We start from the raw sequence: 26,948 nt of genomic DNA, 5'->3' as shown, positions 1-26,948 counted from the left end.
AATAGACGTCTTACATAACGCAGCTAATAAAGAGAAATTTGAAGGAGACACGAAACGCAGAACCACAGCATGCACTTGACATGGGGATTCGAGTACCGGATCGACGTACAAATTACCTTTAGAAGCAAGTTATGTAAGACGTCTATTGAAATAAAACGGTAATTTTGCTTCTAACTTAATCTCTTGACCAAAAATTTTTTCAGATAAACATATATTATTAGCATGCAAAAACATATATTTACTATAAGGCATTATTTCTTTATTACCATATTTATCATCTCCAAGTATCGGACAACCTAATAATTTAGCATGCAACCTTAATTGATGCATCCTACCTGTAACCGGCGTAAATTCAATTAAAAATAAGTTATTATCAAGTGATTTAAGTACTTTATAATAAGTAATAGCAAGTTTACCATTTTCACTATCAATATCAGTAATTTTAGGTGTACTTCCTTTACTCTTTGCTATATTACTTCTAACTTCGCCTACATTTTTAATTGGCTTCCCATAGGTTACGGCAAAATATGTTTTTACAACCAATTTTTCTTTAAAAGCATCATGAAGTTTTACACTACTTAAATAATTTTTGGCTATTAAGAGCAAACCACTTGTTTCTTTATCTAATCTATGTACTAGCTTAAAATCAGCACCTTTATAATTCAAATATTTTAATGCAGAGTCAATAGATAAATTTATTTTACTGCCGCCTTGAGTAGCAAGACCTGCAGGTTTATTTATAGCTATTAAATTATCATCTGCATATATCAAATAATCGGTAGTAATTTTCTTCGCTAGCTTAATTTCAGCATCGGTAAAAACTAATTTTTCAGGTTGCTTAACAGGTAAATTAAACTTATCGTTAATAAAAATTTTATTGCCGCCCTTTACTCTTAAACTCGCTTCTGCTTTCTGAGAATTAACGGTAATTTGTTTTTGACGTAATGCTTTCTCTATTACTCCTTGAGTCAATAAGGGATATAGACGTTTTAAATATTTATCTAATCTAGAAGAAATAGGAGTATTGACATCGATGATCATATTTTTAATAAATTAGGAACTTTTTATTAAAAAATAGCACCAAATTATTATAGATAAAAGGATTATAGCAAAAAGCTGATGTATAGAGGCAATTATTATAGGTACAGAGTACAAAAGAGTAATTATTCCGGTAGATACCTGCATCAATAATGCAATCATTAGAAAATACGCTATCTTATTTAATTTCGGATGTTCTATTTTTAACAAGCAAATTATCAAAACTACAACAATCAAAAATACGCTATAGCCGCCTAAACGATGTATGAATTGTATAAAAACCGGATCATACCAATTTTTAAGATCAAAGAAATTATCTTTTACCTCCATCGGGATAAAGCTATCATCCATTAGCGGAAAACTATTATATATCAGCCCTGCATCAAGCCCTGCAACTAAAGCACCTAAAAAAATTTGCACATATACTACAGTAATAGCAATACCGGAAAATATTAATGGTAATTTTAAATCTGTTTGTGACGGGATTAACAAAATATCACAACGATTTTTTATTAGTTGATAAAAAAGTATGTAATAAATAATTACGGCGATAATTAAATGAAAAGCAAGTCGAAAATGACTAACATACGGGCTATTCAACAAGCCGCTTTTAACCATATACCACCCCATAAAGCCTTGTACGCAAAATAACAACAAAGCCATTATATAAGGTAGCATGTCACGATTTTTTATAACATCTTTAAAATAAAAATATATTAAAGGTACAATATATATTAAAGCTGTAATTCTACCGAGTAATCGATGTATAAACTCTAACAGATAAATAAACTTAAACTGTGATAAAGTAATTCCGTAATTAACGGAGTTATATTCAGGAAAAGCTTTATATTTAGCAAATTCCGCTTGCCAGCTTTCAAAACTAAAAGGCGGTAAAATACCGGTTACCGGACGCCACTCAACTATAGATAAACCAGAACCGGTAAGCCTTGTTATTCCCCCTATAACAATCGTCGCTATGATCATTATACAACTTATACACAACCATTTTGTAATTAAACTTTTCTGCACTTTTATTTTAAGTTTATGTTTTTTATCGCGTCATTACGGCATTGCTATGTCATCCCTGCGTAGGCCTTGTTGCGTGGATAGGTTTATCATTTCCGCGACTTGATCGCGGGATCCAACTAAAAATACTAATAATATTAGTATTTTTTATTATTTTTATGGACCCCGTGGTCAAGCCACGGGGTGACATTAAGGATTACTGGATTCCTGCTTTCGCAGGAATGACATAAAACGAGCCATGCAAGGAATGACATATTATAGCCCTCAAATCAAGACTATGCATTCTTTTCCGTATCTTCGACGGTATTAGAAGGACATTTCTTATTTGATGTTTTATTACGATATCTACGTTTTGTCTTTTTTGGAGCAGCTTGTGCTTCTTCTAAGCCGGCATTACTTTCTACAACTTTCACCTCTTCCACAACGCTTACGGTTTGCGCTACCGATTCTTTTGCCTCTAAACTCTTATCTTTTACTTCATTAGCAATATTATTACTATTATTAGCTGTTTTCCATTTATGTTTATTTTTGCGTAACTGTTCTTTTTTCAGCTCTTCTTCAGTATAATCGACACTATGATTCTGAATTACCGGCTTAACAGAATTATTGTTATTTTTCTTCAACAGCTTCACTTTTTCAATCGAATAACTATCTGATGTAGCATTAGGATCAGAATAAAAATTAAGCTTTATATTATATTTTTCTTCAATAAATTTTATCTCAGCACGTTTATTATTAAGTAGATAAATAACTGAAATGATATTGGTAAAAACATTTATTACATCAATTCTTTCTTCAAAAATTTCATTCTCTATAGTACGTAAAATTAACATAGCATTAGCGTCACTCGCTCTAATGACTCCTTTACCGTTACAATGAGAACAAATTGCCGAATTAGTTTCTAAGAAAGAAGAACGTAATCTCTGCCTTGAGAATTCAAGTAGTCCAAACTGACTAATATTACCGGTTTGTATACGAGCACGATCACGACTTAAAAACTCTTTAAAGGATCGTTCAATAATTTTACGATTCTTAGCTTCGCTCATGTCTATAAAATCAACAACTATCAAACCTGATAGATCTCTAAGCTTTACTTGCTTTGCTACTTCCTTGGCTGCTTCTAAATTAGTTTTCAGTGCTGTTTCTTCAATATTTTGTTCAGAAGTTGATTTACCGGAATTTACATCAATTGAAATAAGAGCTTCCGTAGGATTAATAACGATATATCCTCCTGAAGGTAACGTCACTACAGGCTGATATAATTTAACTAATTGCTCTTCTACTTGAAACTTAGTAAATATAGGGGTTTTACTTTTATGATCTTTCAGCTTTGCAAGCTCTGAAGGTAATAAATCCTGCATAAATTTTGAAGCGTCTTCATAACCCTCTTGTCCTTGAATGATCACCTCTTTAACATTGTGATCGCACATATCACGTATGGTTTTACGTATTATACTATCTTCCTCATGAATAAAACACGGAGCCGGAAATTGAATAGTACTTTTACGAATTTTATTCCATAGCCTTGCTAAATAATTATAGTCTTTCTTTAAATCTAAGGTGCTACTTCCTCTACCTGCGGTTCTAACAATGACGCTATAAACATTTTTGTCACCGCTTACTATTTTATTTAAAATATCTTTCAGTCTTTTTCTTTCTTCCCCATTTGATATTTTACGCGATATACCGTTTTGCGAACCTTTATTAGGCATTAAAACACAATATTTACCAGCCAAGGATATATAAGTAGTAAAAGCGGCGCACTTATTTCCTCGTTCTTCCTTAGTAACCTGCACTAATAATATTTGGTTTTTTCTTATTACTTCTTGAACTTTATATTGTTTATATTGCGGAATATTTGACTCAGGGGTACCGCTTTGAATCATTTCAATATCATCAGCCGCTTCTAAATTAAGTTCTGACTGAAATTTACTCTCTACTAAATCTTCTATGGTTTTTAGGTCAATTTCTTCACTATCAACCAAAGAATCATATATAGCAGCCGGTTTCTCTTTATCATCCTCAACCGTAATATTTGAAAGAGCTATTTCAGGAAAAGCATTAACCGGAAAATTTCTCTCCGAGGTAGGCAAATTGTAATAGTTAGGATGGATTTCACTAAACGGTAAAAAACCGCTTTTATCCATTCCGTACTCTATAAAAACAGCTTGTAGCGACGGTTCTATTCTTGTAACTTTTGCTAAATAAATGTTACCTTTATTTTGTTGTCTTACGGTCGTTTGAAATTCAATATCTTCTATATTGTTGCTTTGTCCTAATAAAACTACTCTTGTTTCGCTTGGAAAATTAGCATCAATTATAATCTTTTTATTCATTTATCTTGCTCACTAACTTGAAGAACAAATAATTAATATAATGCTTGTATCTTAAGAAAAATCATTATTTATCTTGTATTAATTTGTTTAAATAGATAATTTATCTATGAGTAAAGAGCAAAAATGAAATTCTAGATAAACTTCAAATAACACCTCTTTAAAATACTAAAAAATATATTATTATTTTTCTTACATTAAAATATTTTCATATTATTTAATGCATTAATTTTTTAAAAATTCAACAATAATTATATACAAACTATAAATAAGACTACCGGACTTGATTAAAAGCTGATAATCTAATAACTATCCATATATACTTAAATAATGGAATTACGAATCTCTTTAATTTTTAAGATAATAATCTTAATTATTATAATTATGAGTTATATACCATGTATTTATGTTTAGCAAACACTTAATTTATGACTTTAAAAAACGATTACAAAACTATTTTTTTCTCACTTTTGGGAATATTTATTTTTTCCTGTATCAATGCTATAAATTTTTATAATTTTAAAATCTTTTTACTGCTAAATAAAAATCTAGGCGGAGAACAAATAAATCATATAAATCAAACTAAATTTATAGGTTCGATAATCGCAGGCTTTGCCTTAACACAGTTAATTAATAAGTTAAGTAATCAAAAAATTATTTTAATTAGCTTATCTTTATTAATTATTTGTACAATAAACCTAATTTTATTAAATAATTATACTCTAATTAAAATTAATTTTATTGTAATTAATTTTGGAACATTTTCATATTTCACTTCTATAACATTAGACATTATTGAGAGTAGCAAAGAAAAGAAATATTTTTTTTTAGCTTGTATAATGTTGTTATGGGCGGGTGGAAACTTAATGGTAGATTTATTAAATCCATTTATAAAACCGACAAATAATACTATAGTAATTTGTGCATTGTTATATTGTATCAATATACTAACCGAATTTCTGCATTATAATCCTACATCTCATAAATTAAATTTAAATTCCAAATTTTCATCCTTAATAAAAAATGTCGAATTACAATTATTGACAGGCTTCGTAGTTGCTTATGTTACCTTGGATATATTATGGTATTATGAAGCTTTTGCATTAAAGAAAGAATTAGCATTAATTAATTTAAGACTTATACTAAAATATATTTTTCTAGCAATATGTTTTTCTATAATTCCTATATGCTATATATTAAGCAAAGTAAATAAATATTTGGCTAATTTATCACTAACTATAATTCTGCTCGTCTGCTTTATTTTACTACCGCTTCATGGAACTAATAAAAACCTTAATATATTATATATAATACTAATCGGTAGTTGTTTAGGATCCATTTATATTTGCAATATTTTAATACTAATTGATAAATTTAGGGATTACGAACTTAGAACAGCTTTATTTTCGTATTTTTCAATGTGCAGCATCGGTATATATGCCGGAGCTTTATCATCTCATGTACCTTACGGCACTATTAACGGCAGTGATTTCTTATTTTCCGTTTTTGCCGTAGTCGGTAGTTTTGTAGCTTATCATTTTTGGTATTTTATTAAGTATACATTATATAGATTTTAATAAGACTTCTTGCATAACTTGCTAATAAGGGTAATTTGTACGTCGATCCGGTACTCGAATCCTCACGTTACTTGCGTGTACGCTGCGGTTCTGCGTTCCGTGTCTCCTTCAAATTTCTCCTTATTAGCAAGTTATGCAAGAAGTCTTATACTAACATAGACGAAGATCAACTTCAAAAAGAGCAAGGAATCCACAAGGTGAGGAGCGGCGCGTATACTTAATACGTGAGTGAGTATCGCAACTCTTGTAGGAGATGACGCAGCCAATTTTTAAAGTTCATCGAATATATGTGTAATATTCTGTAACATAATATAACTTGTATAATTTAGCATTAAATATTAATATTTAAATATATTTTTACAATGCCTAAAATGCAGCAAAGTACATTATTAAAACCGGTTAGTTGTTACGGAATCGGGGTTCACTCAGGAAAACGTACCCAGTTAACTATAGAACCTGCTAAAGAAAATACCGGAATTATATTCATTAGAACCGATATATCTTCTGAAAATAATTATATTGAAGCTAGCTATTTCAATGTTTCCAATACCTTGTTATCTACCACTATCAGTAATGATCATAAAGTTCAAATTTCAACAATTGAACATTTAATGGCAGCACTTTGGGGATGCAGCATTGATAATGCAATTATTAAAATTGACGGTCCTGAAGTACCAATTATGGACGGCAGTAGTAAACCTTTTGTGTTTATGATTGAGTGTGCAGGAAAAAAATTACAAAATGCTCCTAAAAAATATCTAAAAATTCTAAAAGATATAAAAGTAGTTCATAAAGATTGTGAATTATATTGTACTCCTTCCGATCACATGACTGTAGATTTAACCATTGATTTTAGTAGTAAAGCTATAGGCAGACAAAATCTAAGTTTTAGGGATCAAGAATCTTTTACTAAAAATATTGCGGATGCTAGAACTTTTGGCTTTATAAGAGATGTTGATTATTTGAAAAGCAAAGGGCTTGCCCAAGGTGCCTCATTTGAAAATGCTATAGGAATAGATGAGCAGGATAAAATCTTAAACCCAAACGGCTTACGTTATGAAGATGAATTTGTTCGCCATAAACTATTAGATTTATTCGGTGATTTATATACCAGCGGCACTAGCATTGTAAGTGCAATTAAAGGCTACAAAACCAGCCATGCTCTTAATAATGAACTATTGCATAGAATATTTAGCAATACTACCTCTTACAAATTTGTAACTAGCAGTGAGTTATAATAATCATTTCATATTGTTAAATTTCGCTTTCTTTTTTGCATCCTTTTCAAATTTTCACTTTTTGTCCTTTTTATTTCAGCATTATTAACTTTATCTTTATCTATAGCTTTAGTTAAAGGACTATATCCTTCGGCTTTACTAGGATTTTCATAAAATGGATTCATTACATTTTTAATATCTTTAACATAGCTCTCTTTTCTATTATCCATTGTTATTTTATTTTCTCTAAAAAATTCTTCTAAACCGTTTCTTTTTATTTCAGAATTAAAACTGCCTCTTATTTCTCGAAATTTTTGTATTTTTTGATCTTTATTCATACTCCAATAATTCTTATCCGTTATTAATTTTTTTAAAGCTAATGTTTGCAATACTTGATTCTTAGTATAATTCTCTAATTGTTCTAAATTTTCATATATAGGAGTATCTTGTTTTTTATATTCTTCATTTATATTTAATTTAAATATTGCTTTTATTTCTATTTTTTCCTTTTCAGTAAGACCGTCGATAATTAATGATGCAGTCGTAACTACACCGTAACCCGTAGCTTTTAATATATCAAACACATTACCGCTAACACCTTTAATAATAGAGGCGGCCAAATTTGCGGCTCCACCTAAATTATTTCCAAATATTCGTCCTGTACTTTTCAATTTATTTACATTTAACTCATACTTATCTTGAGTAGCACCCTTACCTGCCGTTTGCGGCGTATATAATTCATTTTTCAAAATATCTTTTAAGCTCGGTTCTAATGATAATATATAATCTTGCTGACTTTTAGCATTTCTGTTATGTACTAATAAATTATTCTCTTTATGAAGTTTACGCAAATCATGCACTTTCAAAGTCTCATTTACAGCTTGAATTCCTACGCTAACTCCTGAAACAACAGCTACAGCTATAATTATCGGTGATATAGGAGTAAAAAGTCCAGAAACTGCAATTGCTATAGAAGCTATGGAAACTACATAACTTAAACTATTGCTAAATAATATTTTACCGATTTTACTTTGTCTAAAACTAGTCCAATAAGATCTTAACTTATTAAATATTTTTTTAACCCTTGATTTTTTTGAATCAGACATTTATTTTTCTCTCAAAAGAACAAATATTTTTATAAATTTTTCTTTTATTCATTTAATGAACTTCTCTTACAACTTAAATTATAGTATAAATTCTAATAAAAAAACAAAATAAATGTCTGGAAAAGAATTAAATAAAATTGTTGCAGCCATCTTATTTGCTAGTTTAATTGCTATGATGGTTGGATTTGTTGCAAATATATTATACAAGCCCACTCTAGAGTTACAACATCGCGGCTACAGCGTTGCGGTTCAAGAATCATCAGAAAATCAAAATACTACCGCACTAGAGCAAGTACCGGTAAATATACCAGAATTAATGAAGACTGCTAACGCCGATAACGGTCGTGAAATAGCCAAGAAATGTTTAATGTGTCATTCTCTTGATAAAGACGGTCCAAATAAACTAGGACCGCATCTTTGGGATGTAGCAGGCAGACCAAAAGCAAGCATAGCAGACTATAAATATTCCCCTGCTCTATCAAAACTTGGCGGTGTATGGGATGATGATAGTTTATTTGCTTTCTTACATAAACCAAGTAGCTACGCACCAGGAACTAAAATGTCCTTTGCCGGTATCTCAAAACCACAAGACATAGTTAACGTAATATTATTTTTAAAAACTTATGTTCATGATAAATAATTATCTCACCGAAATATGGTTAATAATCGGCATAATTTGCATAGTTGTTGAATTCTTTGCAGTTCCAAGTATTGGATTCTTATTCTTTGGGCTTGGAGCGTTATCAAACACTCTTGTGGTATATAACTACCCTCTAGTTAGCTTAACAAATCAAATAACATTTTTTGGTATATTATCGCTTATTTGGTTTTGCATATTATATTATCCTCTTAAAAAATATGTTTATAATAAAACTGATAAAACAAAAAATTACTCGGATATGATAGGCAAAACAGTAGAGGTTTATAGTTCTACAGTTTCTTCTGATACTATAGGACAAGTAAGATGGTCCGGTGCTATTATGAATGCTTACCTTGCTCCAAATGAAATCGATGCAAAAACAGGCGACCGACTTTTTATTATCGAAGTTAAAGGGAATGTACTAATTTGTTCTAGAGAAAAACCTAATAATAATTCTTAGCAAAATATTTCTAAATGACATTGCCCGCGTAAATACAAGTCCTCATTACAAGTAGGTATTGTTGCATGGATCATTTTATGTCATTCCTACAGAAGCGGGAATGACACTAAATGCATTTTCCGGTCCAACGCGGGCAGCCCCTCTCTAAACATTCTCTTTAAACCAATCAAAAGCTTTTTTAAAGAAGCTACTATTTGCATCAAGTCTAATATGAGCAAATTCTTTTTGCTGTTTTAGAGCATGAATTTTTAGCATTCCTATAGTTGCTGAATACATGGCCGGATTATAGTCTTCTATAAAACCGGCAATAATCTCCGGTTTACCGATTCTACTCTGTTTTTCAAAAATTTTATTTGAAAGCTCTTTAAGTCCTCTAAGCTGAGACCCGCCGCCGGTAATTACAACTCTAAAAACTTCAACCTGCCCTTTTGTTGCTTTATCATATTCGGCTTTTACCATTGATAATATTTCTTCGGCTCTTGCTCTTATTACCTCAGCCAATTTATAAATTGTTACGGAAGTATTTAAAGTATGATGAGTATCAACCTGAAACTCCTCCATATTTATAATACTATCTTTCTCAAATAAAGGTATCATTGCATTACCGTATAAAATTTTTAATTTCTCTGCCGTAACAAGATCAATACCAAAGACTTTAGCAATATCCGAGCTAATATGAAAACTACCTATATTTACATGCCCCGTATATATTAATTTACCAGCAAAAAAAATGCCGAAAGAGGTAGTTTTATCCCCCATGTCGATGATAAGCGAACCTAGATTTTTTTCATCATTCGTAAGACAGCTAATAGCAGAAGCATAAATTGCTAGAGTAATATTTGTGACTTCAACATGACATTTAGCGAAGCATTGTACAATATTTGATAACATATTTGAACTAGCAGCAATAATATGTAATTCACAACTAAGTTCTCTACCGTACATACCTATAGGATTCTCGACTGAATTATTATCAAGGGTAAATTCAAGAGGAAAATAATGAATAATTTCTTGGTTTTTAACTTTAAATTCAAGTAATGCTTTTTGTAGTAACTTTTTAATATCCTGCTGCGTTACGGTTTGCCCGTTAACTTTAATGGTATAATTAATATAATAAGATTTAGTGTCGGCACCTGATAACGATAATATAACTTTTTTTATATTTTTACCGCAATCTTTTTCAAGTGCGTAAATTGCCGACACAAGGCTAGTTTCAGCATTTTTTAAATCTGATATAACTCCTGATTTAATACCTTTAGAATGATGCAAATTTTGGCTAGCTACTTTAATTTCACCTTTTTTACTAATATAGGCAGCAATTACGGCAATCTTACTACTACCGAAATCAAGTGTAACAAAATTTGATATTTTCTCTTTCATTTTTTTATGCTTGTTATTCCAAAAACGTCATTGCGCGAAGAATTACAAAGTAATGCGACGAAGCAATCTCAGGATGCTTGACAAGAGTGCCACGTCGAAACTACGTTTCTCTTCGCAATGACGATTCTCAGTACTTCTCTATATAATACTTATTCTTATCCCTTAAATCCAAAGCCTTATAATTTTGGTTAAATAGCTTGTTAGCTTTATTTAGTGCATCGACATATTTTAATGCTTCTTCAAACTCTTTTTCAGGTAACTTAATACTTATATTACCTTTAAGATTTAAATCCCACCTTCTATCTCCGAGTCTTACAGCAGCTGAAGTTTTATTCATTAATGCCGGATATTTCTGCAGCTCTAATATTAATGTACCTGCATAGATATTCGCCCCTTCCCCTACAACATGTAATAAATGAGGAAAAGGTTGAATATTTTTACTAATTTCGTAACCTTCTTCATCGACTAAGAAAAGCTGATTATTAATTTGCCAAATAGCAATAGGTTCTCTTTCAAATAATTTTATATATACCGTATTTGGTAATCTTCTACTGACATATACTTCCTTGATCCATTTATTTTTCTTTAAATTATTTCTAATTTCGTCTAATTTAAGAGCAAAAATAGGACTGCCCTTATTCGCATTTAAAACCTTTAATATTGTAGGCTCATCGACATTTTGCTGTCCTTCAATGATAACATTCTCAAGTTTAAACCCAAGTTTTGTTGTTGTTTGGTATATATTTGTTGTTAAGTAGGTTTTTATGCCGGCAAAATATTTTGTAAAAACAAATAGACATATAAAGATAATTAAAACAATCTTAAGCCCTAATATTGCTTTTTTGTAAATTAGTCCTAATTTTCGGCGTAATGAGATATTATTAGTTTTTTTTGTTTGTTTTTTTTTATTGGAGCTTGTTTTTTTTCTCATGATTCAAAGCTTGCCGTCTTTATAATTTCTTCAATTAAGTTAGTAAAATTTATCCCTGCATAAGCTGCAATTTCCGGCACTATTGATAAAGGTGTCATACCTGGGTGAGTATTTATCTCCAAAGCATATAACTTGTTTGTCTGCTCTTCTAAAATAAACTCTGCTCTAGCAGGACCTTTACAATGCATTGTTTTATAAATTTTTTCTGATTCTATAAGTAATTTCTCATATAAATTAGCAGGTAGCGGAGCAGGATAAAGATGATCAGCAAATCCTTCGGTATATTTAGTTTCATAATCATAGAAACGATTCTTTAGTAATTTAATCTCTAAAGCTCCAAGAGCTTTGCCGTTTAATACCGCTACTTGCAATTCTCGCCCTTTTATATATTGTTCTATTATTACCTGATCACCGTAAGGAAAATCATAATCGGCAAAGTTAAAATCATCTTCTGCAAATATCACCTCAACACCAATACTTGAGCCTTGCGCAAGAGGCTTAATAACGTACGGTCGTTTCATAGGATCATTTTTTATATTATCGCTTTTATTTACAACAATGCTTTCTACCATATTAATATTATTCGTTAAAAACCAGCTCCTAGAATGTATTTTATCGAATGCTAAAGCTGAAGATAAAACGCTGCTATGAGTATAAGGAATCCGCATTATATTAAGTAATCCTGGTAAACAACCGTCTTCACCGTATGTACCGTGCAGGCAATTAAAAACGATATCAGGTTTTATTTCTTGTAATCTAACTGCAATATCCGCTCCCATATCAATAAAGGTAACTCTATATCCTAATTCAATTAAAGCTTTACTAACTCCTTCGCTTGACACTAACGATACTTCACGCTCAGCAGACATACCGCCTGCCATTAATGCTACATGCTTTTTACCGGTACTACTTAATATTTTGACTATAGAGTGTTCCACCCAATGTGTTTGATATTTATGCATGTTTTTTCCTTTCCTATTAAATCCATTGTAATTCCTAACTAAAAGCGGCCTTGTTGCATAGCTCGAAAAACCTACTAGATGTCATTCCCGCCTTCGCGGGAATGACATAAAACTAGCTGCAACAACGCCATTTTTAATTAGGGATGACGTCCGATTCTCTTAATCTCCCACTCTAACTTAACCCCGCTATCTTCAAATACTTTCTGCCGAACGAAATCACCTAAATCTTCTAAATCCTTAGCGGTAGCATCACCGTTATTTATCATAAAATTACAATGAAGTTCTGACATCGAAGCACTGCCTATTCTATAGCCTCTAAGCCCCGCTTTGTCAATAAGTTCCCAAGATTTACGCCCTTCAGGATTTGCAAAAGTACTACCGCCCGTACGCTCTTTAATAGGCTGTGTAGATGATCTTGCGTTATTTATTTCATTCATCCGTAATAATATATTTTCACTATCACCTTTATTTATTTTAAAAACAGCTTTGAGAATAATTAAATTCTTTGGTAAACTATTACTGCGATATTTAAAACCGATTTCTTCATTTGTGAATGTTAAAAAGTTTCCTGCAAAGTCAATCGCTTCAATCTGCACTACAATATCTTTAAATTCAGAGCCGTAAGCACCGGCATTCATAGCAACACCGCCGCCGATAGTCCCTGGAATACCTACTAAAAACTCAAAACCGGAAATAGCATTTGCTTGACAAAATTTTGCTAAATTATAATTAAGGCAGCTGCTACCTACTATTAAATGATTATCTATAAACTCAATATTGCTAAAATTCTGACCAAGTTTTATAACGACCCCTTCTATACCGCCGTCTCTTATAATAATATTTGAGCCTGCTCCAAAAGTCTTTATAGGTAATTTTTGCTTATTTTGTATTAAGAAACTTTTTAAATCTTCGCTATCTAAAGGTTTAAAGAAAATTTCAGCATTACCGCCTACTTTAAACCATGTTAAGTATTTTAAATTATAATCTTTTTTATACTCGCCTTTTACTATCGGTAAAATTAACATATTTAGTCCTGCTATTCGCTTTACTGTTATCTTCACTCTTTTGTCCCCTAGTTCGCTTGACCCTATGTTATACGAACAGATGTCATTCCCGCGAAAGCGGGAATGACATAAGAGCCATGCAACAAGACCGGTCAAACCACGGTATGACAGCTAAAAGCCACGGGATGACAATCTCCCATCTAATTCATTAGCAAAACTTGAAATATTACCTGCTCCCATCATAATTATCATATCACCGGAAGTTGCATTATCTATAATAACTCCAACCGCATCATCTAGCTCTGCTAGAAAATTTGCTTTATCGTGATGTTTATTCTTAGTAATCTGATCAACTAAACTTTGTCCTGTAATTCCTTCTATAGGGTTTTCACCTGCAGCATATATATCGGTAATATAGAGTATATCGGCATCAGCAAAGCAAAGCATAAAATCATCAAATAAATACTGCATTCTTGAATATCTGTGAGGCTGAAAAATAGCAATAACTTTACCGTTTTGTTTATTTGCTATATTTTTAGCCGTCGCAAGTGTTGCTTTGATTTCCTCAGGGTGATGAGCGTAATCATCGATAATTGAAGCCTTATTATATTCAGCTACTTTAGTAAATCTCCTCTTCACTCCTTTAAAATTATTAAAACCATTTTTAATAGCTTTAATACCGAAATCTAATTCTATCCCAACGGCAATTGCAGCAAGACTATTTAAAATATTATGTCTTCCGGGCGTTGGAATAGTAATTTTTTCAATAATCGTTGTACCTAGTACATTTGGTAGACTAATTTTTACGTCAAAAGTAGAGGAGGCAATATCAGTGTTAATATTAAACGCTATAATATGAGCATCTTCCGAATCGATGCCATAAGTAACAATCTTCCTTTCAGTAATATCGTCTACTAACTTACGCACTATTTTATGATCGATACAACAAACGGCAAAACCGTAAAACGGCAAATTAGTAATAAAGCTTCTAAAAGCACCAATTAATGTTTCAAAATCTTTATAATAATCTAAATGTTCAGGATCAATGTTAGTTATTATCGCAATAGTTGATGGAATATGAATAAACGTTGCATCCGATTCATCGGCCTCCGCAATTAAATAATTACTTGAACCAAGATATGCATTAGTCGATTTATTATTTATGATCCCACCGTTAATAACCGTAGGACATAAACCAGCTGCCTCAAATAAACAAGCAACTAAAGAAGTAGTAGTGGTTTTACCGTGCGATCCCGAAACTGCTACTGAATATTTTAATCTCATAAGTTCAGCAAGCATGTCCGCACGTCTAATAATTGGAATTTTACGCTCCAAAGCTTCTTTTATTTCAAGATTCTTTGGATTAATTGCCGATGAAATAACAACATACGACACATTGGTAATGTTCTGCTCGGCGTGTCCTAAAAATATTTTAATGCCGTATGACTCAAGCCTTTTAGTATTATAATTTTCTACTAAATCGGAACCTTGTACTTTATAACCTAGATTATGTAATATCTCGGCAATACCGCTCATGCCAACGCCGCCGATACCTATAAAATGTATAGTTTCTAAGGTTTGATTAGTTTTTTTTAATTCAAGTAACAGCATTTAAGTTTAATCATTTAAAATTGAGTTCTGCATATAGGTTTTAAGTAACATTGTCAAGCACTAACTGTGTCGTGCCGTGACTTGATCGCGGTATCCAGTTTAAAATATTAAAATCATTGACATTAAAAGTTATTTTTATGGATACCGTGGTCAAGTCACGGCATGACATCGGAGTCTTTTTCAAGAGCCATGCAACAAAACCGGTTCAGTATGACAATCATTAAACCTCATCCACCCTATCAAATTTTGCTTCGGAATAGAAGTTTCCTTGTAGCCCACCGACTTTTAGATCAATTAAAAATTTAGCTATTTCTCCGTTTTCTACGAATTCAGCTACCGTTTCAATACCTAAATCTTCTGAAATTTTAATTAATCTTTCTACGAAATACCTACTTTGTACATCACTTGTAATACTACGCACATATTTACCGTCAATTTTGATAATATCAATTGGTAAGCTTTGAAGTTGTTTAAAAGAAGTAAAACCCGCACCAAAATCGTCTAATGCAAATTTACATCCGTACTTACGTAGTTTATTAATAAATAAAGTTATTTTATCGTAATTCTCATTGAAAGAAGTTTCCGTAATTTCAATAATTAAACGATCCCGAACATTATGAGCTTTTAATAAGTTTTCTGCTATTTCCCATAAAGCTTCATCACATGTTCCTATATTTGAAATATTAACGGCTAACACTAAGTTTGGGTTGCAGGCAAGTTCATTAACAGTCATTTCTAAAACAATTTGATCAACTATAAAAATTAATCCTTTATTTTCAGCAATAGGGATTATAGGACCTATGGAAATATAAACACTGTTCTCGTCAGGTATACGAAGCAGACATTCATAATAATGAATCTTCATAGTATTGCGATCTATTATAGGCTGATAAGCAAATCGCATAGTTTTTTTTGCTAAGGCTTGTCGTAGTAAGTTAAGCTGAAGATTAGATTTTCTTATATTTTCCAAATCATGTTCTGTACTGCTATATTCACGGTAATAATAATTATTATTTTGTGAAAGTAACATATTTAATGTTTTTTCAATTTCTTTAGCATTATTACTTACTTTTGGAAATTTAATACTAGCAATATAACAATTCATATAAATTGCCGGCTTCTGTTCATTAATATAAAGCTGCAAAAATAAATATAATTTTCTAGCAAAATTTTTAATTAAGTCAGAATCAGTAGTACTTAGGATAAATAATATTCTATCTTTCTTTATTTTCTTAAACTTTGAAAAAATATTAAGTTCCTTGCTTACATCTTCAATGATTTGATCTAAATCTTCAATTATAAAATGCTTACCCTGCTCTATAAATTCTATTTCATCATAATTAACTAATCTACAAGCAAAACATACGCCTTTTTCCAATTTATCTATCGCATCTTGTAAATCTTTATAATCCGTTATTAATTCCGACATTGCCATGTGTATCATAAAATTATATACTTAAGAATATTAGGACATTTTTACTGTAAATGAAATAAAAATATGAGCCGCATAGAAAGGATACAAGAAAAATTAAGTGTGTTAAAACCACATTTTCAAGAAATAATAGATGAAAGCTATAAACATGCTAGTCATTATAACGGAATTCACAGCCATATAAAAATAAGAATTTCTGCAGAAACATTACAGGGAAAAAGCCTAATTGCCAATCATCGCACTATTAATAACTTACTTGCCGATGAATTTAATAGCGGCTTGCATGCTTTATCGATAGAGGTACTATGAAAACAAATAATATTTTAAAAGTAGCCGTTGGAGCTAGCAGCGTAGCACAAAAAGCCTTAAATAGTATAACGGATAAAAGCTGTGGCATAATTGAGGATAAAATACTTAAAGGTAATTATGTCACTCGCGAAGAATTTGAAAAATTACAAACTTTAGTAATAAAACTTAAGAAAGAATTAGCAGAGTTAAAGAGCAAATAATTAATCAACTAGTTTCAGAATTTTCTATTTTTGCTTTTAGCTCTTCTATTTCTTCTATAGTTAGCCCTGTTGAATCTGCTATTATATTGACATCTATATCTTTAAGTAACAAGTTCTTTGCTATTTCTATGCTTCTTTCAGCTTTCCCTTTTTCACACTTTTCTTCTAAAGCTATTTCCTCGGCATCTTCCATTAATTTCGCTCTTATATAGTAGGCATCATATTCTTCGAGGTTATGCATTTCTATTATATTGTATGCATCTAATACTTTCTCGCTCTTTATATTTGCAGGTGGGCTGTTTTCTGTTTCTGCACACTTAAATAATAGGAAAAATCAAATAAATATTGCTTATTTGTTTTAGTTTCAAGCATTTTATGAAGACTTATACAAGGTACTTCATCATCAAACATTTTAGTCTTAATAAGTAAAATAACTATTACCGGTAATAAATCTTTATGCTTTATTCCTTGTGTAAGTTGCTGTACGTAAGAGTGAGCAGAATAATATTGCACTCTTTTTAAGTAATCGCTTTCATTTCTTTTTTGCATCTCGATTATATACCAGCTACCGGCTTCATCTTTAACCTTTAAATCAAATATGCTTTTTGTTCCCTTTATCGAGCATAGGTACTTGCTCTACAGGTATAAATTCTATTGCTTTAATTCTAAGCCCCTCAGGTAGTTCAAGAACTGCATTGATAAATTCCTTGAACTTCTCTAAATCACGAAAGATTTTTTTAAATACACTATCATTAGTGGGATCTAAATATCTTTGCATATTAATTATTACTTTTGGTATTACTCATATTATATAGCTTTTTAAGTAATCAGTAAATAATACTAGAATATGTACTTTTAATAGAATAATTATTGCTATTTTTTAACAAAAATTACGTACTTTGATCCGTTCTAATGGATACGATTGCTGACATGCCGGGCACTAGATTAGCATTTGGGGATTCAAAATCTATTAAAACAGGTACACGTTGTACGCTTTTAGTAAAATTACCGGTAGCATGATCTGGTGGGATTAAGCTAAATTTAGAGCCGGTAGCAGGAGCAATATTACGAATCTTCCCGTAAATTACCTTTTTAGGCAAAGCATCAAATTCAATTTTGACTTTCATGCCGGACTTAAATTTCTGAATTTGTGTTTCTTTAAAATTAGCCTGAATATACATAGTATTATCTTGAACTATAGAAAACAACGCCCTACCCGGTACTATGTAATTTCCGACTTCTAAACTACTATTACCGAATACACCGGGTACCATAGCAATAAGTTTAGTATTTTGTAAGCTCCTTAAGGTTACTTTTTTATTTTCTGTTAGCTCTTTAAGTTTTTCCTGTTCTGCTGCTTTTTCAAGCTCAAGAAGCTGTAAATGTTGCTTAGATATATCTAAATCTAACTGTGCTTGTTTATAATCCGTTTTAGCTTTTTGATATGCGTTTTTAGAATCATCTAACGTTTTAGAGCTAGCAAATTTTGCCTTATTTAATTCCTGCACTCTCATAAAATCTGTTGCAACAATATCCAAGCTTATTTTATTAAGCTTTAATTTTTCAGCTGCTTGCTCTAGGCTAATCTGCCCTATTGAGATTTTTTGCTCTATAATTTCTATATTTTTTATGCAAGCTTCAATAGATGCTTCAAGTGCTGCAAGCTTTGCCTTATAATCTCTATCGTCAATTTCACCTATCAGATCGCCTTTATTAACTTTAGTATTATCGGTAACAAATAACTTTGTTAAAACACCGCTAACTTCAGCACTAACATTTGAAATATCTGCATCTATGTAAGCATTATCCGTGGATTGTGTATTTGCCCAAACATAAATTCTATATCCCAAATAAATAAATATGATTAAGGCTATAATAATTACATATTTAGTAAATGGATGATGTTTATATTTGTCGATAGCTTGTTGTAATACACTCGGCATAATTAACTTTACCAATACCCTCTATGTTTAAAAAAATAACAAATTGGTATAGAAAGAATATATATAACTGCAATTAACGGCAGTGAATACCATGGATATATGATAAGATTTATAATAACAATAGCAACTAAAATCATTGCAAACGATAAATATTCAGGTTTAATACTCAAATTTTTTGTTGAGATTGTAGGAAGCCTACTAGCAAGTAGAAAAGCTATAATAGCCAAATATATATTAATTGTTATAGTGTGAGTACGGGTATTGATATTTAATAACGTACCGATTTCAAAATCTATCATTACAGGCGTTAAAGCAAGTAAAGCACCACATGGGGCAGGTACACCGGTAAAAAAATAGTCAGTTTTTTTATCTTGTTTCGGTTGATAAATACCAACGTTAAAGCGAGCTAAACGTAGTGCCATACACACTATAAATAATAACATTACCGCTGATGAAAATACCTTATACTCATATTGTTGAAAAGACCATAAATATATCAGATAGGCAGGAGCTATACCGAAATTAGCAAAATCGCATAATGAATCAAGCTCTGCACCAAATGGGCTAACTGCATTTAGCATCCTTGCTATTCTACCGTCGATACCGTCAATAATTGCCGCTACTATAATGCAATATACCGCAAGTTCCCATCTGCTATCCAAAGCAAATTTTATAGAACTCATACCGGTTACTAAACCAAGCAACGTAATAAAGTTGGGAATTAATTTTATTAGAGGTACAGGCTTAGTTATTATAGATTTACGAATTTTTAACAATTTTTATACTCAAAATGTATTTATAACGTCATTGCAAGGAAAAAACAGTGTGGTTGCATGGCTGTCAATGTCTCATTCCTGCGAAAGCAGGAATTCAGAAAAAAATAATCTTACTTGGTACAAAATTATATATTTGATAAAATAAACAGATAAAAAACTTGTTTTTTATACGTTTCACTGGATTCCCGCCTACGCGGGAATGACATAAACAAGCCATGCCTACAGCTGTTCACAATGACGGTTTTAAAGTTATGAGGCTACTTCCTCTCAAACTTAAATTCTGTTGTCTTTTTACGTCCAAAATCAGCAATGATAGTTTCACCGCCTATAGCAGTCTGCCCTTTACTCACTAATAAAGCTGTTTTCAACGGTAGATAAACATCTACTCTGCTACCGAAACGAATTATACCGTATCGCTCACCCGTTTTAACTTCATTACCCTCTTCTAAATCACAAACTATACGCCTTGCTATAAGTCCGGCTATTTGAACAAAAACAATTTTCTGCCCTTGAGCAGTTTCCATTAATACTGATTGACGCTCATTATAAATACTAGCTTTATCGAGTGAAGCATTAAAAAATTTTCCTGGATTATAATGAAGTGCTAAAATTTTTCCGTTTACCGGGATTCTATTAACATGGACATTAAAAATATTTAGAAAAATACTAACTCTAATCATTTCCACATCACCAAGCCCTAATTCTGGGGGCGGCAATGCTTCCTTAATTTCTTGAATTATTCCATCTGCAGGACTTATTACCAGATCATCACTTATAGGCACAAAGCGATCAGGATTACGGAAAAAATAAATACACCAAGCAGTAGCAATACATCCAATACAGCCAAGTTTTTCATTAAATGATGCTAATAAAAAACTTACTAATGCAAAGCTAGCAATAAATATATATCCTTCGCGGTGAATAATTTTAAATAAATCATTATATTGTTTCATTTTAATCTCTATGAATCTCCTTATTATTTTTAACTATGCCTGCTCTGTTTTATCCTCTTGGTTCTCACTCTCGTCTTCATCTTCGTCTTGAGGGGTAGCTTGGGCTTCTTGTGCAGAACCAAGAGCATATACGCATAAATCCGGGAGTGGAACACCGTTTTTTTTGGCAAGATCATTTAGCTGCGATATTGCTTTCATAACATCATCAGGAATAGTACCACCTCTTTCGTCAGATAACCATTTTGCTTGAAATTGTAGCGGATGATGCCCTTCTTGAGGCGTACCTATATAAAACTTAAACTTAGCTCTTTGTCCACCAAAATCGCAGTCAAATTCAAACTCTTTATAATGTGCCATAACTTTATGAATTAATAATTATATTAATATTATTATAACAATAAAAATGCAAATCTAAAATAATTTCTTGTCTAATATTTTTTAAGTTTTTTAGCAATATAACGATTTGAATATAGAAATTTATCGCTAGAATCTATAATTATCCCACCTGCTTCCTTAATAAAAAGCTCAAATGCATAATATAATGTAAAATTTAATAATGATAAACATATTAAATCTGCTTTACCTGACGCTACAAGCGTAGCCCCGTAGCAAAGAGAACCAAAAGATCTAATATTATCTACCTCTATCTCCTCCAAATCATTATGATTTACATCTTCAATAATTGCTAAACAGTTTTTTAAATCGGCATTATCGGAAACTCTAAGTCTTAATCCTTGATAATTAGAGTTTAAATTATTTTTTTCTATCCAAGCTCCCTTACCTTTTTCAGCATAATAAATTTCATTAAGAGCAGGAAAATATATTACTGTAGAAGTAGGAGTTAAAACTTCTTGATTCCTTTTTAAATAAGTTACGGATATCGCAAAAAAAGGTATGCTTCTGGCGAAATTATTTGGGCTATCTATAGGATTAATTAAAAAAACACTCTCATAATTATTATTTAAATCGAATTTATCCTCCGGAAAAAATAAATATTGTGTATGTTTTTGTAATTCTTCACATAATAAAGTTTTTAATTTTAAATAAGATCGCTTACAAAATTCTTCATTTCTTACAGAATTTTTTTGTAGCATTTCGAGTTCTAAAAAATCTCTATGCAAAAACTTAACAGCTTTACGCAAGGCATTAATTAATAAATTAGTTATAGGTTGCATTTGATATTTTTAATTTAAGATATTAGTTTTAGAAATTATGTCGTATGGCTTTAAAAACTCGATACCATGCCTAGCTAAAAGCATTGCCTGAGTGGATGCTGAAAGTCGTCATTGCGAAAAAAAACTGTAAGTTTTGACGAAGCAATCTCAGGATATTTGACGAGATTGCCACGCAGCCTACGGCTGCTCGCAATGACGGGGTAGTATCCACACGGACAATGCCTTCACTGGAATGACATCCATAGTTCAATAAAACAGCTTACTTCGCTCGCTCGACATATGTCATATCATCAGTTTTAACAACAATTTTTTCTCCTATTTCCAAATATTGTGGGACCTTAACTTTAATACCGTTTTCTAAAATTGCTGGTTTATAAGAAGCGGTAGCGGTTGCTCCTTTTATTACCGGATCAGTTTCACTAATTTCAAGTATAACAGTTGGAGGAAGCTCAATATTTAAAGGCTTGTCATTATAAAATTCGACTTTAACAATCATATTTTCAGTTAAGAAAGATAATTTTTCTTCTAACATTTCCTTGGGAATATTTATTTGATCAAAATGTTTGGTATCCATTAATACCAAATCATCACCTTCAAAATATAAAAATTGATAATCTTTTTGTTCAAGTTCGGCTTTTTCTAAATAATCGGAAGAACTGAATCTTTCGTTACGCTTTGTCCCTGTTTTTAAATTTTTCATCTCAACTTGTACATAAGCTCCACCTTTCCCGGGTTGAGTATGTTCCGGTGTTTTGCTTACAACCCATAAATCATTATTATAAACTAATATGTTACCTGTTCTAATTGAATTTGCTGAAATTTTCATATATCATATATTTAAGACTTAAAATTAAAGTATAAATATACAAATTATTTCCTTTAAAAACAAGAATTTAATCTTATGACCACAATATTAGTAGTAGATGATATAGAAACCAATATTAAGTTACTAACAGCCAAACTTTTAAAAGAGTATTATACTGTTCTTACTGCAAATAGCGGCAAAGAAGCACTAGCAATTCTTAAAAAGGGAAAAATTGATATTATACTACTTGATGTTATGATGCCGGAAATGGATGGATTTGAGGTATGTAAAACGATAAAAACCGATCCGGAAACTACTCATATACCGGTTGTAATGGTAACTGCACTTTCCGATATTGATGATCGAGTTAAAGGTCTTGAGGCAGGAGCTGATGAGCTTTTAACAAAGCCGATTAACGATACTGCTCTATTTGTAAGACTTAAATCGCTATCTAGAATGAAAAGCTTAATTGATGAGTTAAAGCTTCGTAATAGCACTAATGCATTATTAGGCGTAACAAATATCGAAATGCATGACACTTTTGTAGATAAAAAAATATTACTAATTAATGATGATGTGGTACAAGCTAAAAATATAAAACAAATGTTACTTAAGATTACCCAAAACGTAAAGGTAATAAGTAATTCCGATGAATTAGATATTATAAATGAATATACCCCCGATTTAGTAATTATCAGTAGTACGCTCGAAAATGACGATCCTTTGAGGATCAGTGTTATTTTAAGAGGTAAAGCAGAAATAAGCGGCGTAGTAATAATTTTACAAATTGATGAAGATGGTATGCCTTTGGTTGTGAAAGGTATTGAACTCGGTATTAATGATTATTTCGTTTATCCTATAGAGGAAAGCGAATTGCTTGCTAGAATTAGAACACAATTAAGACGTAAGCAATATCAAGATAATTTACGTAATGATCTTGAACAAAGTGTCAATTTAGCAGCTAAAGACGGTCTAACCGGCTTATTTAATCGTCGCTATTTCGATATACATCTCAAACAAATGATTGAGAAAGCTAATAAAGAAAGTATTAAATTATATTTACTTATGTGCGATATCGACAATTTTAAACATGTAAACGATACTTACGGTCATCAAGCAGGCGATAAGGTTTTAACAATTGTATCCCGTATTTTGAAGAATACTCTCAGAATAACAGACTTAATAGCAAGATTCGGCGGTGAAGAATTTACTATACTCTTAACGGATATAGATATTTCTAAAGCAATTGAAACTGCGGAGAGAGTTAGAGTTAAAATAGAATATATGGATTTTCACATTGAAGATCAAATTGAACCTTTAAAAACAACTATTTCAATCGGAGTTACAAAATATAAAAAAGAAGAATCAATAAAATCTTTCATTGAACGTGCTGACAAAGCTATGTATGAAGCTAAAACAACGGGTAAAAATAAAGTAGTAAAATTATAATTGATTTTTTAAAGTAAAAAAATAATGAATAATTCTTCCAAAAAACATCTTGATTTACCATATAGACCAGGGGTCGGCATGATGATATTAAATGCCGATAACCATATATTCGTCGGTAAAAGAATAGATACAAAAATATCTGCATGGCAAATGCCGCAAGGTGGGATAGTTCCCGGCGAAACACCAAGTATTGCAGCAATGCGTGAGATGTTAGAAGAAATAGGCAGCGATAAAGGATATATTATTGCCGAAAGCAAATGCTGGTATAGTTATGATGTACCAAGCTTTTTAATACCTAAACTGTGGAACGGTAATTTTCGTGGACAAAAACAACGCTGGTTTTTAATTAGGTTTACCGGAAATAACGAAGATATTAATATAAATACCTCTAATCCGGAATTTGACCAATGGCGTTGGGCATCACTTAATGAACTCTTATCTATTATAATACCGTTTAAACGTAAACTTTACCAAGCCGTCGTAAAAGAATTTGAATCATTAATTCAGTAAAAATTTTATATATTAGTAAAAGAAGTTGAATTATGTTCAATTTCTTTTACTATACTTAATTTATTTAGAGCCTCTTGATCCTCTATTTGACCTAGACATATATTATGTTGATCACTATCATCATGGTAATCAGAATTTATATGTACCTTAATTTTATTAGCTATGTATCTTATGCCTAATATACTTAATGTTACTGCTGTTGTAATATAGATAAATATAGTACTTGTAGAGCAGCACTATTTACCTCTTTATCACCTTCAATTCATTCATTTATAGCACTAAATAATGAAGTATCTGTATCATTGCCTAAAGTAAATACAGCACACTCATTTGTTCCTCTAGACAATAAACTAATATCTTTATCGCAACTAGATTCAATCATATAATATGTACTGTCATTCTTTATTAGGTTATAATTATTATCACCGATTATATGTGCAGTAAATGCATTTGCTAGATTAGATATAGTTATATTAGCAATAAAATCTTTTACTTCTCTTATATGAAATAAGTTTATAATAAAATTACTTAGACAGTGATTTGTTGTTGTTTCAGTTTCCCAATTAACCGTATCAATTTGAGCTTCCGGCATTAAAAATCATGAATTTATATCTTCAAACGCAAATTTGAGCTCTCTAACCAATCCACATAAAATATATTTTTTATCAGCAATATGTACAAAGGTATGATCAGGATGCTCATCTAAAAAATATGTAGAGGTATTATAAAAAGGTTTTAAATGTACAGAATATACCTTATTTCTATCAAGGCTTTGGTCATAACTATTTTCACTAGAATCAGCTGGTATTAAATTTGGTAATAAAATAAGTCTACAAAAATAACCGATTAAATTAACTATATTTGGTAACAATTTAATATGATAATTTGGCATAACGTTACTTTATGTTTATTATAACATGTCTTATTATTAAATATTTAAGATTATTGTTATAATTCAATTAATTTAATAAGAAACCATAGTTTAGCTGTTGATACTTGTGTGATTTTTGCTATTATTCTTTTCACTTAAGTAACTAATTATTACAACCTGAAAATAATTAGATTTTACTTTCTATCTTTGCAGCCAATATAAAGTCGTTTTCCGTAAGACCGTCGATTTTATGAGTCCATATTTCCACACTACATGCTCCCCAAGATATAGTTAAATCGGGATGATGTGCTTCCTGCTCTGCAATTTCAGTTATCTTATTTGCAAATTCCATAGCTTTATAAAATTAGAAAATTTATATTTTTTATAAAGAGGCCCTAATGCATTCACTTGCCATTCACTTTGTAATTGAACTAATAACTTATCAATTTCTTTTTTCTCAAGTGGCGGAACTCCACCCTCACATGGTATGCATCTTTTCTCACTTAATACTGTCATAGTTTTTTTTCTATATCAAAGTTAAAATATTGATCTTTATAAGACTCATCTGCAAGTGTATAATGCCACCACTCAATTTTAAAATTATGTTTTTGCATCTTAGAACATAAATAATTACGTTTTGCTAAATATTGCTTATCAATTAATTTACTGTCATGAGGTAAAGCTTCATCAAATAAGTCAAAAGAAGTATACATGTCTACCGTATTGTCATCTCAATAGGATTATAACACGCGCGTCTTTCAGCTTTCTCTTAATGACTTCAAGGATTATTATTAACTTCCTTCTGAAACTTTATTATTGATCCAACCTACAGTACTACCCCTACTATGACTAGATCTTTCAGCTATATAACCTAATATAAAACATTTAGACTTATCTATATATGGGTAAAAGCTTTCCTTATTTTTTTGATCAATATTATCTTTGCTCCATCTTAAAAAATGTTGTACAGCTTTTTGTGGTCTATATGCATCATATACAATCAGTGAATAACTATCTTTTTGTATCTCAGCTTGTACTGCTTTAAGAGTCTTAACAGCTTCTATGGTTAAAATTGCTTCCAGTGCTTTATAACCATCTACCTTTTTACCAACAAAATTTTCATCTGAATAATAATGCATATTTTGAATAATTGTAAGGTCGATATCTTTCAGATACACGAACCCTTTAGGTAAGGATTTAGCATATATTGGAAGAAAGCTCATAAATATAAAAATTAAAC

29 protein-coding genes and 4 pseudogenes are annotated in these 26,948 nt (G+C 31.1%); 9 read left to right on the top strand and 24 right to left on the bottom strand.

What is annotated here, in order from left to right; translation table 11 throughout:
• Position 1: 1 nt before the first annotated feature.
• Positions 2-151: pseudogene (locus tag RGRA_RS11695) on the top strand (palindromic element RPE1 domain-containing protein); the annotation flags it as partial.
• On the opposite strand, the gene RGRA_RS0102400 reads toward RGRA_RS11695, so the two are convergent.
• From RGRA_RS0102400 to RGRA_RS0102390, 3 genes are all read right to left on the bottom strand, one after another.
• Positions 130-1,041, bottom strand: coding sequence for an RluA family pseudouridine synthase (locus RGRA_RS0102400; RefSeq protein WP_017443198.1), 912 nt, complete (start codon positions 1,039-1,041; stop codon positions 130-132). The pseudogene RGRA_RS11695 and the gene RGRA_RS0102400 sit on opposite strands and share 22 nt — an antisense overlap.
• A gap of 12 nt (positions 1,042-1,053) precedes the next feature.
• A complete protein-coding gene (locus RGRA_RS0102395; RefSeq protein WP_017443197.1) occupies positions 1,054-2,067 on the bottom strand; it encodes a COX15/CtaA family protein in 1,014 nt (337 codons plus the stop codon).
• A gap of 272 nt (positions 2,068-2,339) precedes the next feature.
• On the bottom strand, positions 2,340-4,400 hold the full coding sequence (locus RGRA_RS0102390) for an Rne/Rng family ribonuclease (protein WP_017443196.1): 2,061 nt from the start codon (positions 4,398-4,400) through the stop codon (positions 2,340-2,342).
• 425 nt (positions 4,401-4,825) lie between these two features.
• On the opposite strand from RGRA_RS0102390, the gene RGRA_RS0102385 reads away from it, so the two are divergent.
• Positions 4,826-5,974: a hypothetical protein gene (locus RGRA_RS0102385; RefSeq protein WP_017443296.1), complete on the top strand. Its 1,149-nt coding sequence runs from the start codon at positions 4,826-4,828 to the stop codon at positions 5,972-5,974.
• Here the strand turns inward: RGRA_RS0102385 and RGRA_RS11690 are convergent.
• Positions 5,964-6,113: pseudogene (locus tag RGRA_RS11690) on the bottom strand (palindromic element RPE1 domain-containing protein); the annotation flags it as partial. The gene RGRA_RS0102385 and the pseudogene RGRA_RS11690 overlap by 11 nt on opposite strands.
• Before the next feature lie 232 nt (positions 6,114-6,345).
• Between RGRA_RS11690 and lpxC the strand changes: the two are divergent.
• Positions 6,346-7,212: a UDP-3-O-acyl-N-acetylglucosamine deacetylase gene (gene lpxC, locus RGRA_RS0102380; RefSeq protein ID WP_024547247.1), complete on the top strand. Its 867-nt coding sequence runs from the start codon at positions 6,346-6,348 to the stop codon at positions 7,210-7,212.
• A gap of 8 nt (positions 7,213-7,220) precedes the next feature.
• On the opposite strand, the gene RGRA_RS0102375 is transcribed toward lpxC, so the two are convergent.
• Positions 7,221-8,297, bottom strand: coding sequence for a hypothetical protein (locus RGRA_RS0102375; RefSeq protein ID WP_017443294.1), 1,077 nt, complete (start codon positions 8,295-8,297; stop codon positions 7,221-7,223).
• 112 nt (positions 8,298-8,409) lie between these two features.
• On the opposite strand from RGRA_RS0102375, the gene RGRA_RS0102370 reads away from it, so the two are divergent.
• Both RGRA_RS0102370 and RGRA_RS0102365 read left to right on the top strand, forming a co-directional pair.
• Positions 8,410-8,937, top strand: a complete 528-nt coding sequence (locus RGRA_RS0102370) for a c-type cytochrome (RefSeq protein WP_017443293.1) — start codon at positions 8,410-8,412, stop codon at positions 8,935-8,937.
• Positions 8,921-9,397: an NfeD family protein gene (locus tag RGRA_RS0102365; RefSeq protein ID WP_017443292.1), complete on the top strand. Its 477-nt coding sequence runs from the start codon at positions 8,921-8,923 to the stop codon at positions 9,395-9,397. Before RGRA_RS0102370 ends, RGRA_RS0102365 begins: the two co-directional genes overlap by 17 nt.
• Before the next feature lie 144 nt (positions 9,398-9,541).
• Here RGRA_RS0102365 and ftsA read toward each other — a convergent pair whose 3' ends face one another.
• The 6 genes from ftsA to RGRA_RS0102335 all read right to left on the bottom strand — a co-directional run bounded on the left by ftsA (position 9,542) and on the right by RGRA_RS0102335 (position 16,729).
• A complete protein-coding gene (gene ftsA, locus RGRA_RS0102360; protein ID WP_017443291.1) occupies positions 9,542-10,777 on the bottom strand; it encodes a cell division protein FtsA in 1,236 nt (411 codons plus the stop codon).
• Between the two features lie 127 nt (positions 10,778-10,904).
• Entirely contained in the window at positions 10,905-11,708 is an 804-nt protein-coding gene (locus RGRA_RS0102355; protein WP_017443290.1) for a cell division protein FtsQ/DivIB, read from the bottom strand.
• Positions 11,705-12,670, bottom strand: a complete 966-nt coding sequence (locus tag RGRA_RS0102350) for a D-alanine--D-alanine ligase (protein WP_017443289.1) — start codon at positions 12,668-12,670, stop codon at positions 11,705-11,707. The genes RGRA_RS0102355 and RGRA_RS0102350 overlap by 4 nt, the downstream gene beginning before the upstream one ends.
• A 137-nt stretch (positions 12,671-12,807) precedes the next feature.
• The gene (murB, locus tag RGRA_RS0102345; RefSeq protein ID WP_017443288.1) at positions 12,808-13,695 is read right to left on the bottom strand and encodes a UDP-N-acetylmuramate dehydrogenase; all 888 of its coding nucleotides are present in this window, start codon (positions 13,693-13,695) and stop codon (positions 12,808-12,810) included.
• 150 nt (positions 13,696-13,845) lie between these two features.
• Positions 13,846-15,285 (bottom strand): UDP-N-acetylmuramate--L-alanine ligase, encoded by a 1,440-nt coding sequence (gene murC / locus RGRA_RS0102340; protein WP_024547246.1) that lies wholly within the window; start codon positions 15,283-15,285, stop codon positions 13,846-13,848.
• 220 nt (positions 15,286-15,505) lie between these two features.
• Entirely contained in the window at positions 15,506-16,729 is a 1,224-nt protein-coding gene (locus RGRA_RS0102335; RefSeq protein ID WP_017443287.1) for an EAL domain-containing protein, read from the bottom strand.
• A 54-nt stretch (positions 16,730-16,783) separates the two neighbouring features.
• On the opposite strand from RGRA_RS0102335, the gene RGRA_RS0102330 reads away from it, so the two are divergent.
• Both RGRA_RS0102330 and RGRA_RS0102325 read left to right on the top strand, forming a co-directional pair.
• On the top strand, positions 16,784-17,026 hold the full coding sequence (locus RGRA_RS0102330; RefSeq protein WP_014391976.1) for a BolA family protein: 243 nt from the start codon (positions 16,784-16,786) through the stop codon (positions 17,024-17,026).
• Positions 17,023-17,226, top strand: a complete 204-nt coding sequence (locus tag RGRA_RS0102325) for a hypothetical protein (protein WP_004996338.1) — start codon at positions 17,023-17,025, stop codon at positions 17,224-17,226. Before RGRA_RS0102330 ends, RGRA_RS0102325 begins: the two co-directional genes overlap by 4 nt.
• A 4-nt stretch (positions 17,227-17,230) precedes the next feature.
• Here the strand turns inward: RGRA_RS0102325 and RGRA_RS13160 are convergent, their stop codons facing one another.
• The 9 genes from RGRA_RS13160 to efp all read right to left on the bottom strand — a co-directional run bounded on the left by RGRA_RS13160 (position 17,231) and on the right by efp (position 22,899).
• The gene (locus RGRA_RS13160) at positions 17,231-17,467 is read right to left on the bottom strand and encodes a hypothetical protein (protein ID WP_017443286.1); all 237 of its coding nucleotides are present in this window, start codon (positions 17,465-17,467) and stop codon (positions 17,231-17,233) included.
• 38 nt (positions 17,468-17,505) lie between these two features.
• A complete protein-coding gene (locus RGRA_RS13155; protein WP_236609764.1) occupies positions 17,506-17,781 on the bottom strand; it encodes an Rpn family recombination-promoting nuclease/putative transposase in 276 nt (91 codons plus the stop codon).
• 37 nt (positions 17,782-17,818) lie between these two features.
• Positions 17,819-18,004 (bottom strand): hypothetical protein, encoded by a 186-nt coding sequence (locus RGRA_RS12725; protein ID WP_017443284.1) that lies wholly within the window; start codon positions 18,002-18,004, stop codon positions 17,819-17,821.
• A gap of 112 nt (positions 18,005-18,116) precedes the next feature.
• Complete coding sequence (locus RGRA_RS0102305; protein ID WP_017443283.1) at positions 18,117-19,169, bottom strand: HlyD family secretion protein; 1,053 nt, start codon at positions 19,167-19,169, stop codon at positions 18,117-18,119.
• A gap of 8 nt (positions 19,170-19,177) precedes the next feature.
• Positions 19,178-19,945 (bottom strand): CDP-diacylglycerol--serine O-phosphatidyltransferase, encoded by a 768-nt coding sequence (gene pssA, locus RGRA_RS0102300; RefSeq protein ID WP_017443282.1) that lies wholly within the window; start codon positions 19,943-19,945, stop codon positions 19,178-19,180.
• 257 nt (positions 19,946-20,202) lie between these two features.
• The gene (locus tag RGRA_RS0102295) at positions 20,203-20,898 is read right to left on the bottom strand and encodes a phosphatidylserine decarboxylase (protein ID WP_017443281.1); all 696 of its coding nucleotides are present in this window, start codon (positions 20,896-20,898) and stop codon (positions 20,203-20,205) included.
• A 33-nt stretch (positions 20,899-20,931) separates the two neighbouring features.
• Positions 20,932-21,255, bottom strand: coding sequence for a DUF2610 domain-containing protein (locus tag RGRA_RS0102290; protein WP_017443280.1), 324 nt, complete (start codon positions 21,253-21,255; stop codon positions 20,932-20,934).
• A gap of 71 nt (positions 21,256-21,326) precedes the next feature.
• Positions 21,327-22,073: an inositol monophosphatase family protein gene (locus RGRA_RS0102285; protein ID WP_017443279.1), complete on the bottom strand. Its 747-nt coding sequence runs from the start codon at positions 22,071-22,073 to the stop codon at positions 21,327-21,329.
• Positions 22,074-22,332: 259 nt separating this feature from the next.
• Positions 22,333-22,899: an elongation factor P gene (efp, locus tag RGRA_RS0102280; RefSeq protein ID WP_017443278.1), complete on the bottom strand. Its 567-nt coding sequence runs from the start codon at positions 22,897-22,899 to the stop codon at positions 22,333-22,335.
• 75 nt (positions 22,900-22,974) lie between these two features.
• Between efp and RGRA_RS0102275 the strand changes: the two genes are divergently transcribed.
• The gene (locus tag RGRA_RS0102275; protein ID WP_017443277.1) at positions 22,975-24,327 is read left to right on the top strand and encodes a PleD family two-component system response regulator; all 1,353 of its coding nucleotides are present in this window, start codon (positions 22,975-22,977) and stop codon (positions 24,325-24,327) included.
• A 24-nt stretch (positions 24,328-24,351) separates the two neighbouring features.
• A complete protein-coding gene (locus RGRA_RS0102270; protein WP_017443276.1) occupies positions 24,352-24,837 on the top strand; it encodes an RNA pyrophosphohydrolase in 486 nt (161 codons plus the stop codon).
• A gap of 262 nt (positions 24,838-25,099) precedes the next feature.
• Here RGRA_RS0102270 and RGRA_RS0102265 read toward each other — a convergent pair whose 3' ends face one another.
• The 4 genes and pseudogenes from RGRA_RS0102265 to RGRA_RS13150 all read right to left on the bottom strand — a co-directional run bounded on the left by RGRA_RS0102265 (position 25,100) and on the right by RGRA_RS13150 (position 26,847).
• The gene (locus RGRA_RS0102265; protein ID WP_017443275.1) at positions 25,100-25,429 is read right to left on the bottom strand and encodes a hypothetical protein; all 330 of its coding nucleotides are present in this window, start codon (positions 25,427-25,429) and stop codon (positions 25,100-25,102) included.
• Between the two features lie 6 nt (positions 25,430-25,435).
• On the bottom strand, positions 25,436-25,729 hold the full coding sequence (locus RGRA_RS0102260; protein ID WP_017443274.1) for a hypothetical protein: 294 nt from the start codon (positions 25,727-25,729) through the stop codon (positions 25,436-25,438).
• Between the two features lie 166 nt (positions 25,730-25,895).
• A pseudogene (locus RGRA_RS08465) lies at positions 25,896-26,224 on the bottom strand (4a-hydroxytetrahydrobiopterin dehydratase).
• Positions 26,221-26,847: pseudogene (locus tag RGRA_RS13150) on the bottom strand (M15 family metallopeptidase). Before RGRA_RS13150 ends, RGRA_RS08465 begins: the two co-directional pseudogenes overlap by 4 nt.
• Positions 26,848-26,948 lie beyond the last annotated feature (101 nt).

It is taken from the genome of Rickettsia gravesii BWI-1, from assembly GCF_000485845.1.
Lineage (GTDB): Bacteria > Pseudomonadota > Alphaproteobacteria > Rickettsiales > Rickettsiaceae > Rickettsia > Rickettsia rickettsii.
Note: the sequence above shows the minus strand (reverse complement) of the source record. Positions and strands in the feature narration are given on the sequence as shown.

Excerpts from the sequence above, each read along its gene's own strand:
- RGRA_RS13160 (WP_017443286.1), bottom strand. The coding sequence starts at position 17,467 with ATGCATAACCTCGAAGAATATGATGCCTACTATATAAGAGCGAAATTA.
- RGRA_RS0102265 (WP_017443275.1), bottom strand. The coding sequence starts at position 25,429 with ATGCCGGAAGCTCAAATTGATACGGTTAATTGGGAAACTGAAACAACA.
- RGRA_RS0102290 (WP_017443280.1), bottom strand. The coding sequence starts at position 21,255 with ATGGCACATTATAAAGAGTTTGAATTTGACTGCGATTTTGGTGGACAA.
- RGRA_RS0102355 (WP_017443290.1), bottom strand. The coding sequence starts at position 11,708 with ATGAGAAAAAAAACAAGCTCCAATAAAAAAAAACAAACAAAAAAAACT.
- RGRA_RS0102370 (WP_017443293.1), top strand. The coding sequence starts at position 8,410 with ATGTCTGGAAAAGAATTAAATAAAATTGTTGCAGCCATCTTATTTGCT.
- RGRA_RS0102385 (WP_017443296.1), top strand. The coding sequence starts at position 4,826 with ATGACTTTAAAAAACGATTACAAAACTATTTTTTTCTCACTTTTGGGA.
- RGRA_RS0102390 (WP_017443196.1), bottom strand. The coding sequence starts at position 4,400 with ATGAATAAAAAGATTATAATTGATGCTAATTTTCCAAGCGAAACAAGA.
- lpxC (WP_024547247.1), top strand. The coding sequence starts at position 6,346 with ATGCAGCAAAGTACATTATTAAAACCGGTTAGTTGTTACGGAATCGGG.
- RGRA_RS0102285 (WP_017443279.1), bottom strand. The coding sequence starts at position 22,073 with ATGCAACCTATAACTAATTTATTAATTAATGCCTTGCGTAAAGCTGTT.
- RGRA_RS0102365 (WP_017443292.1), top strand. The coding sequence starts at position 8,921 with ATGTTCATGATAAATAATTATCTCACCGAAATATGGTTAATAATCGGC.
- RGRA_RS0102295 (WP_017443281.1), bottom strand. The coding sequence starts at position 20,898 with ATGAAACAATATAATGATTTATTTAAAATTATTCACCGCGAAGGATAT.
- RGRA_RS0102325 (WP_004996338.1), top strand. The coding sequence starts at position 17,023 with ATGAAAACAAATAATATTTTAAAAGTAGCCGTTGGAGCTAGCAGCGTA.
- RGRA_RS0102350 (WP_017443289.1), bottom strand. The coding sequence starts at position 12,670 with ATGCATAAATATCAAACACATTGGGTGGAACACTCTATAGTCAAAATA.
- RGRA_RS0102305 (WP_017443283.1), bottom strand. The coding sequence starts at position 19,169 with ATGCCGAGTGTATTACAACAAGCTATCGACAAATATAAACATCATCCA.
- RGRA_RS0102375 (WP_017443294.1), bottom strand. The coding sequence starts at position 8,297 with ATGTCTGATTCAAAAAAATCAAGGGTTAAAAAAATATTTAATAAGTTA.
- RGRA_RS0102270 (WP_017443276.1), top strand. The coding sequence starts at position 24,352 with ATGAATAATTCTTCCAAAAAACATCTTGATTTACCATATAGACCAGGG.
- RGRA_RS0102260 (WP_017443274.1), bottom strand. The coding sequence starts at position 25,729 with ATGCCAAATTATCATATTAAATTGTTACCAAATATAGTTAATTTAATC.
- RGRA_RS0102400 (WP_017443198.1), bottom strand. The coding sequence starts at position 1,041 with ATGATCATCGATGTCAATACTCCTATTTCTTCTAGATTAGATAAATAT.
- RGRA_RS0102275 (WP_017443277.1), top strand. The coding sequence starts at position 22,975 with ATGACCACAATATTAGTAGTAGATGATATAGAAACCAATATTAAGTTA.
- efp (WP_017443278.1), bottom strand. The coding sequence starts at position 22,899 with ATGAAAATTTCAGCAAATTCAATTAGAACAGGTAACATATTAGTTTAT.
- murC (WP_024547246.1), bottom strand. The coding sequence starts at position 15,285 with ATGCTGTTACTTGAATTAAAAAAAACTAATCAAACCTTAGAAACTATA.
- murB (WP_017443288.1), bottom strand. The coding sequence starts at position 13,695 with ATGTTAATTTTACCGATAGTAAAAGGCGAGTATAAAAAAGATTATAAT.
- RGRA_RS0102335 (WP_017443287.1), bottom strand. The coding sequence starts at position 16,729 with ATGATACACATGGCAATGTCGGAATTAATAACGGATTATAAAGATTTA.
- RGRA_RS0102330 (WP_014391976.1), top strand. The coding sequence starts at position 16,784 with ATGAGCCGCATAGAAAGGATACAAGAAAAATTAAGTGTGTTAAAACCA.
- RGRA_RS12725 (WP_017443284.1), bottom strand. The coding sequence starts at position 18,004 with ATGCAAAGATATTTAGATCCCACTAATGATAGTGTATTTAAAAAAATC.
- ftsA (WP_017443291.1), bottom strand. The coding sequence starts at position 10,777 with ATGAAAGAGAAAATATCAAATTTTGTTACACTTGATTTCGGTAGTAGT.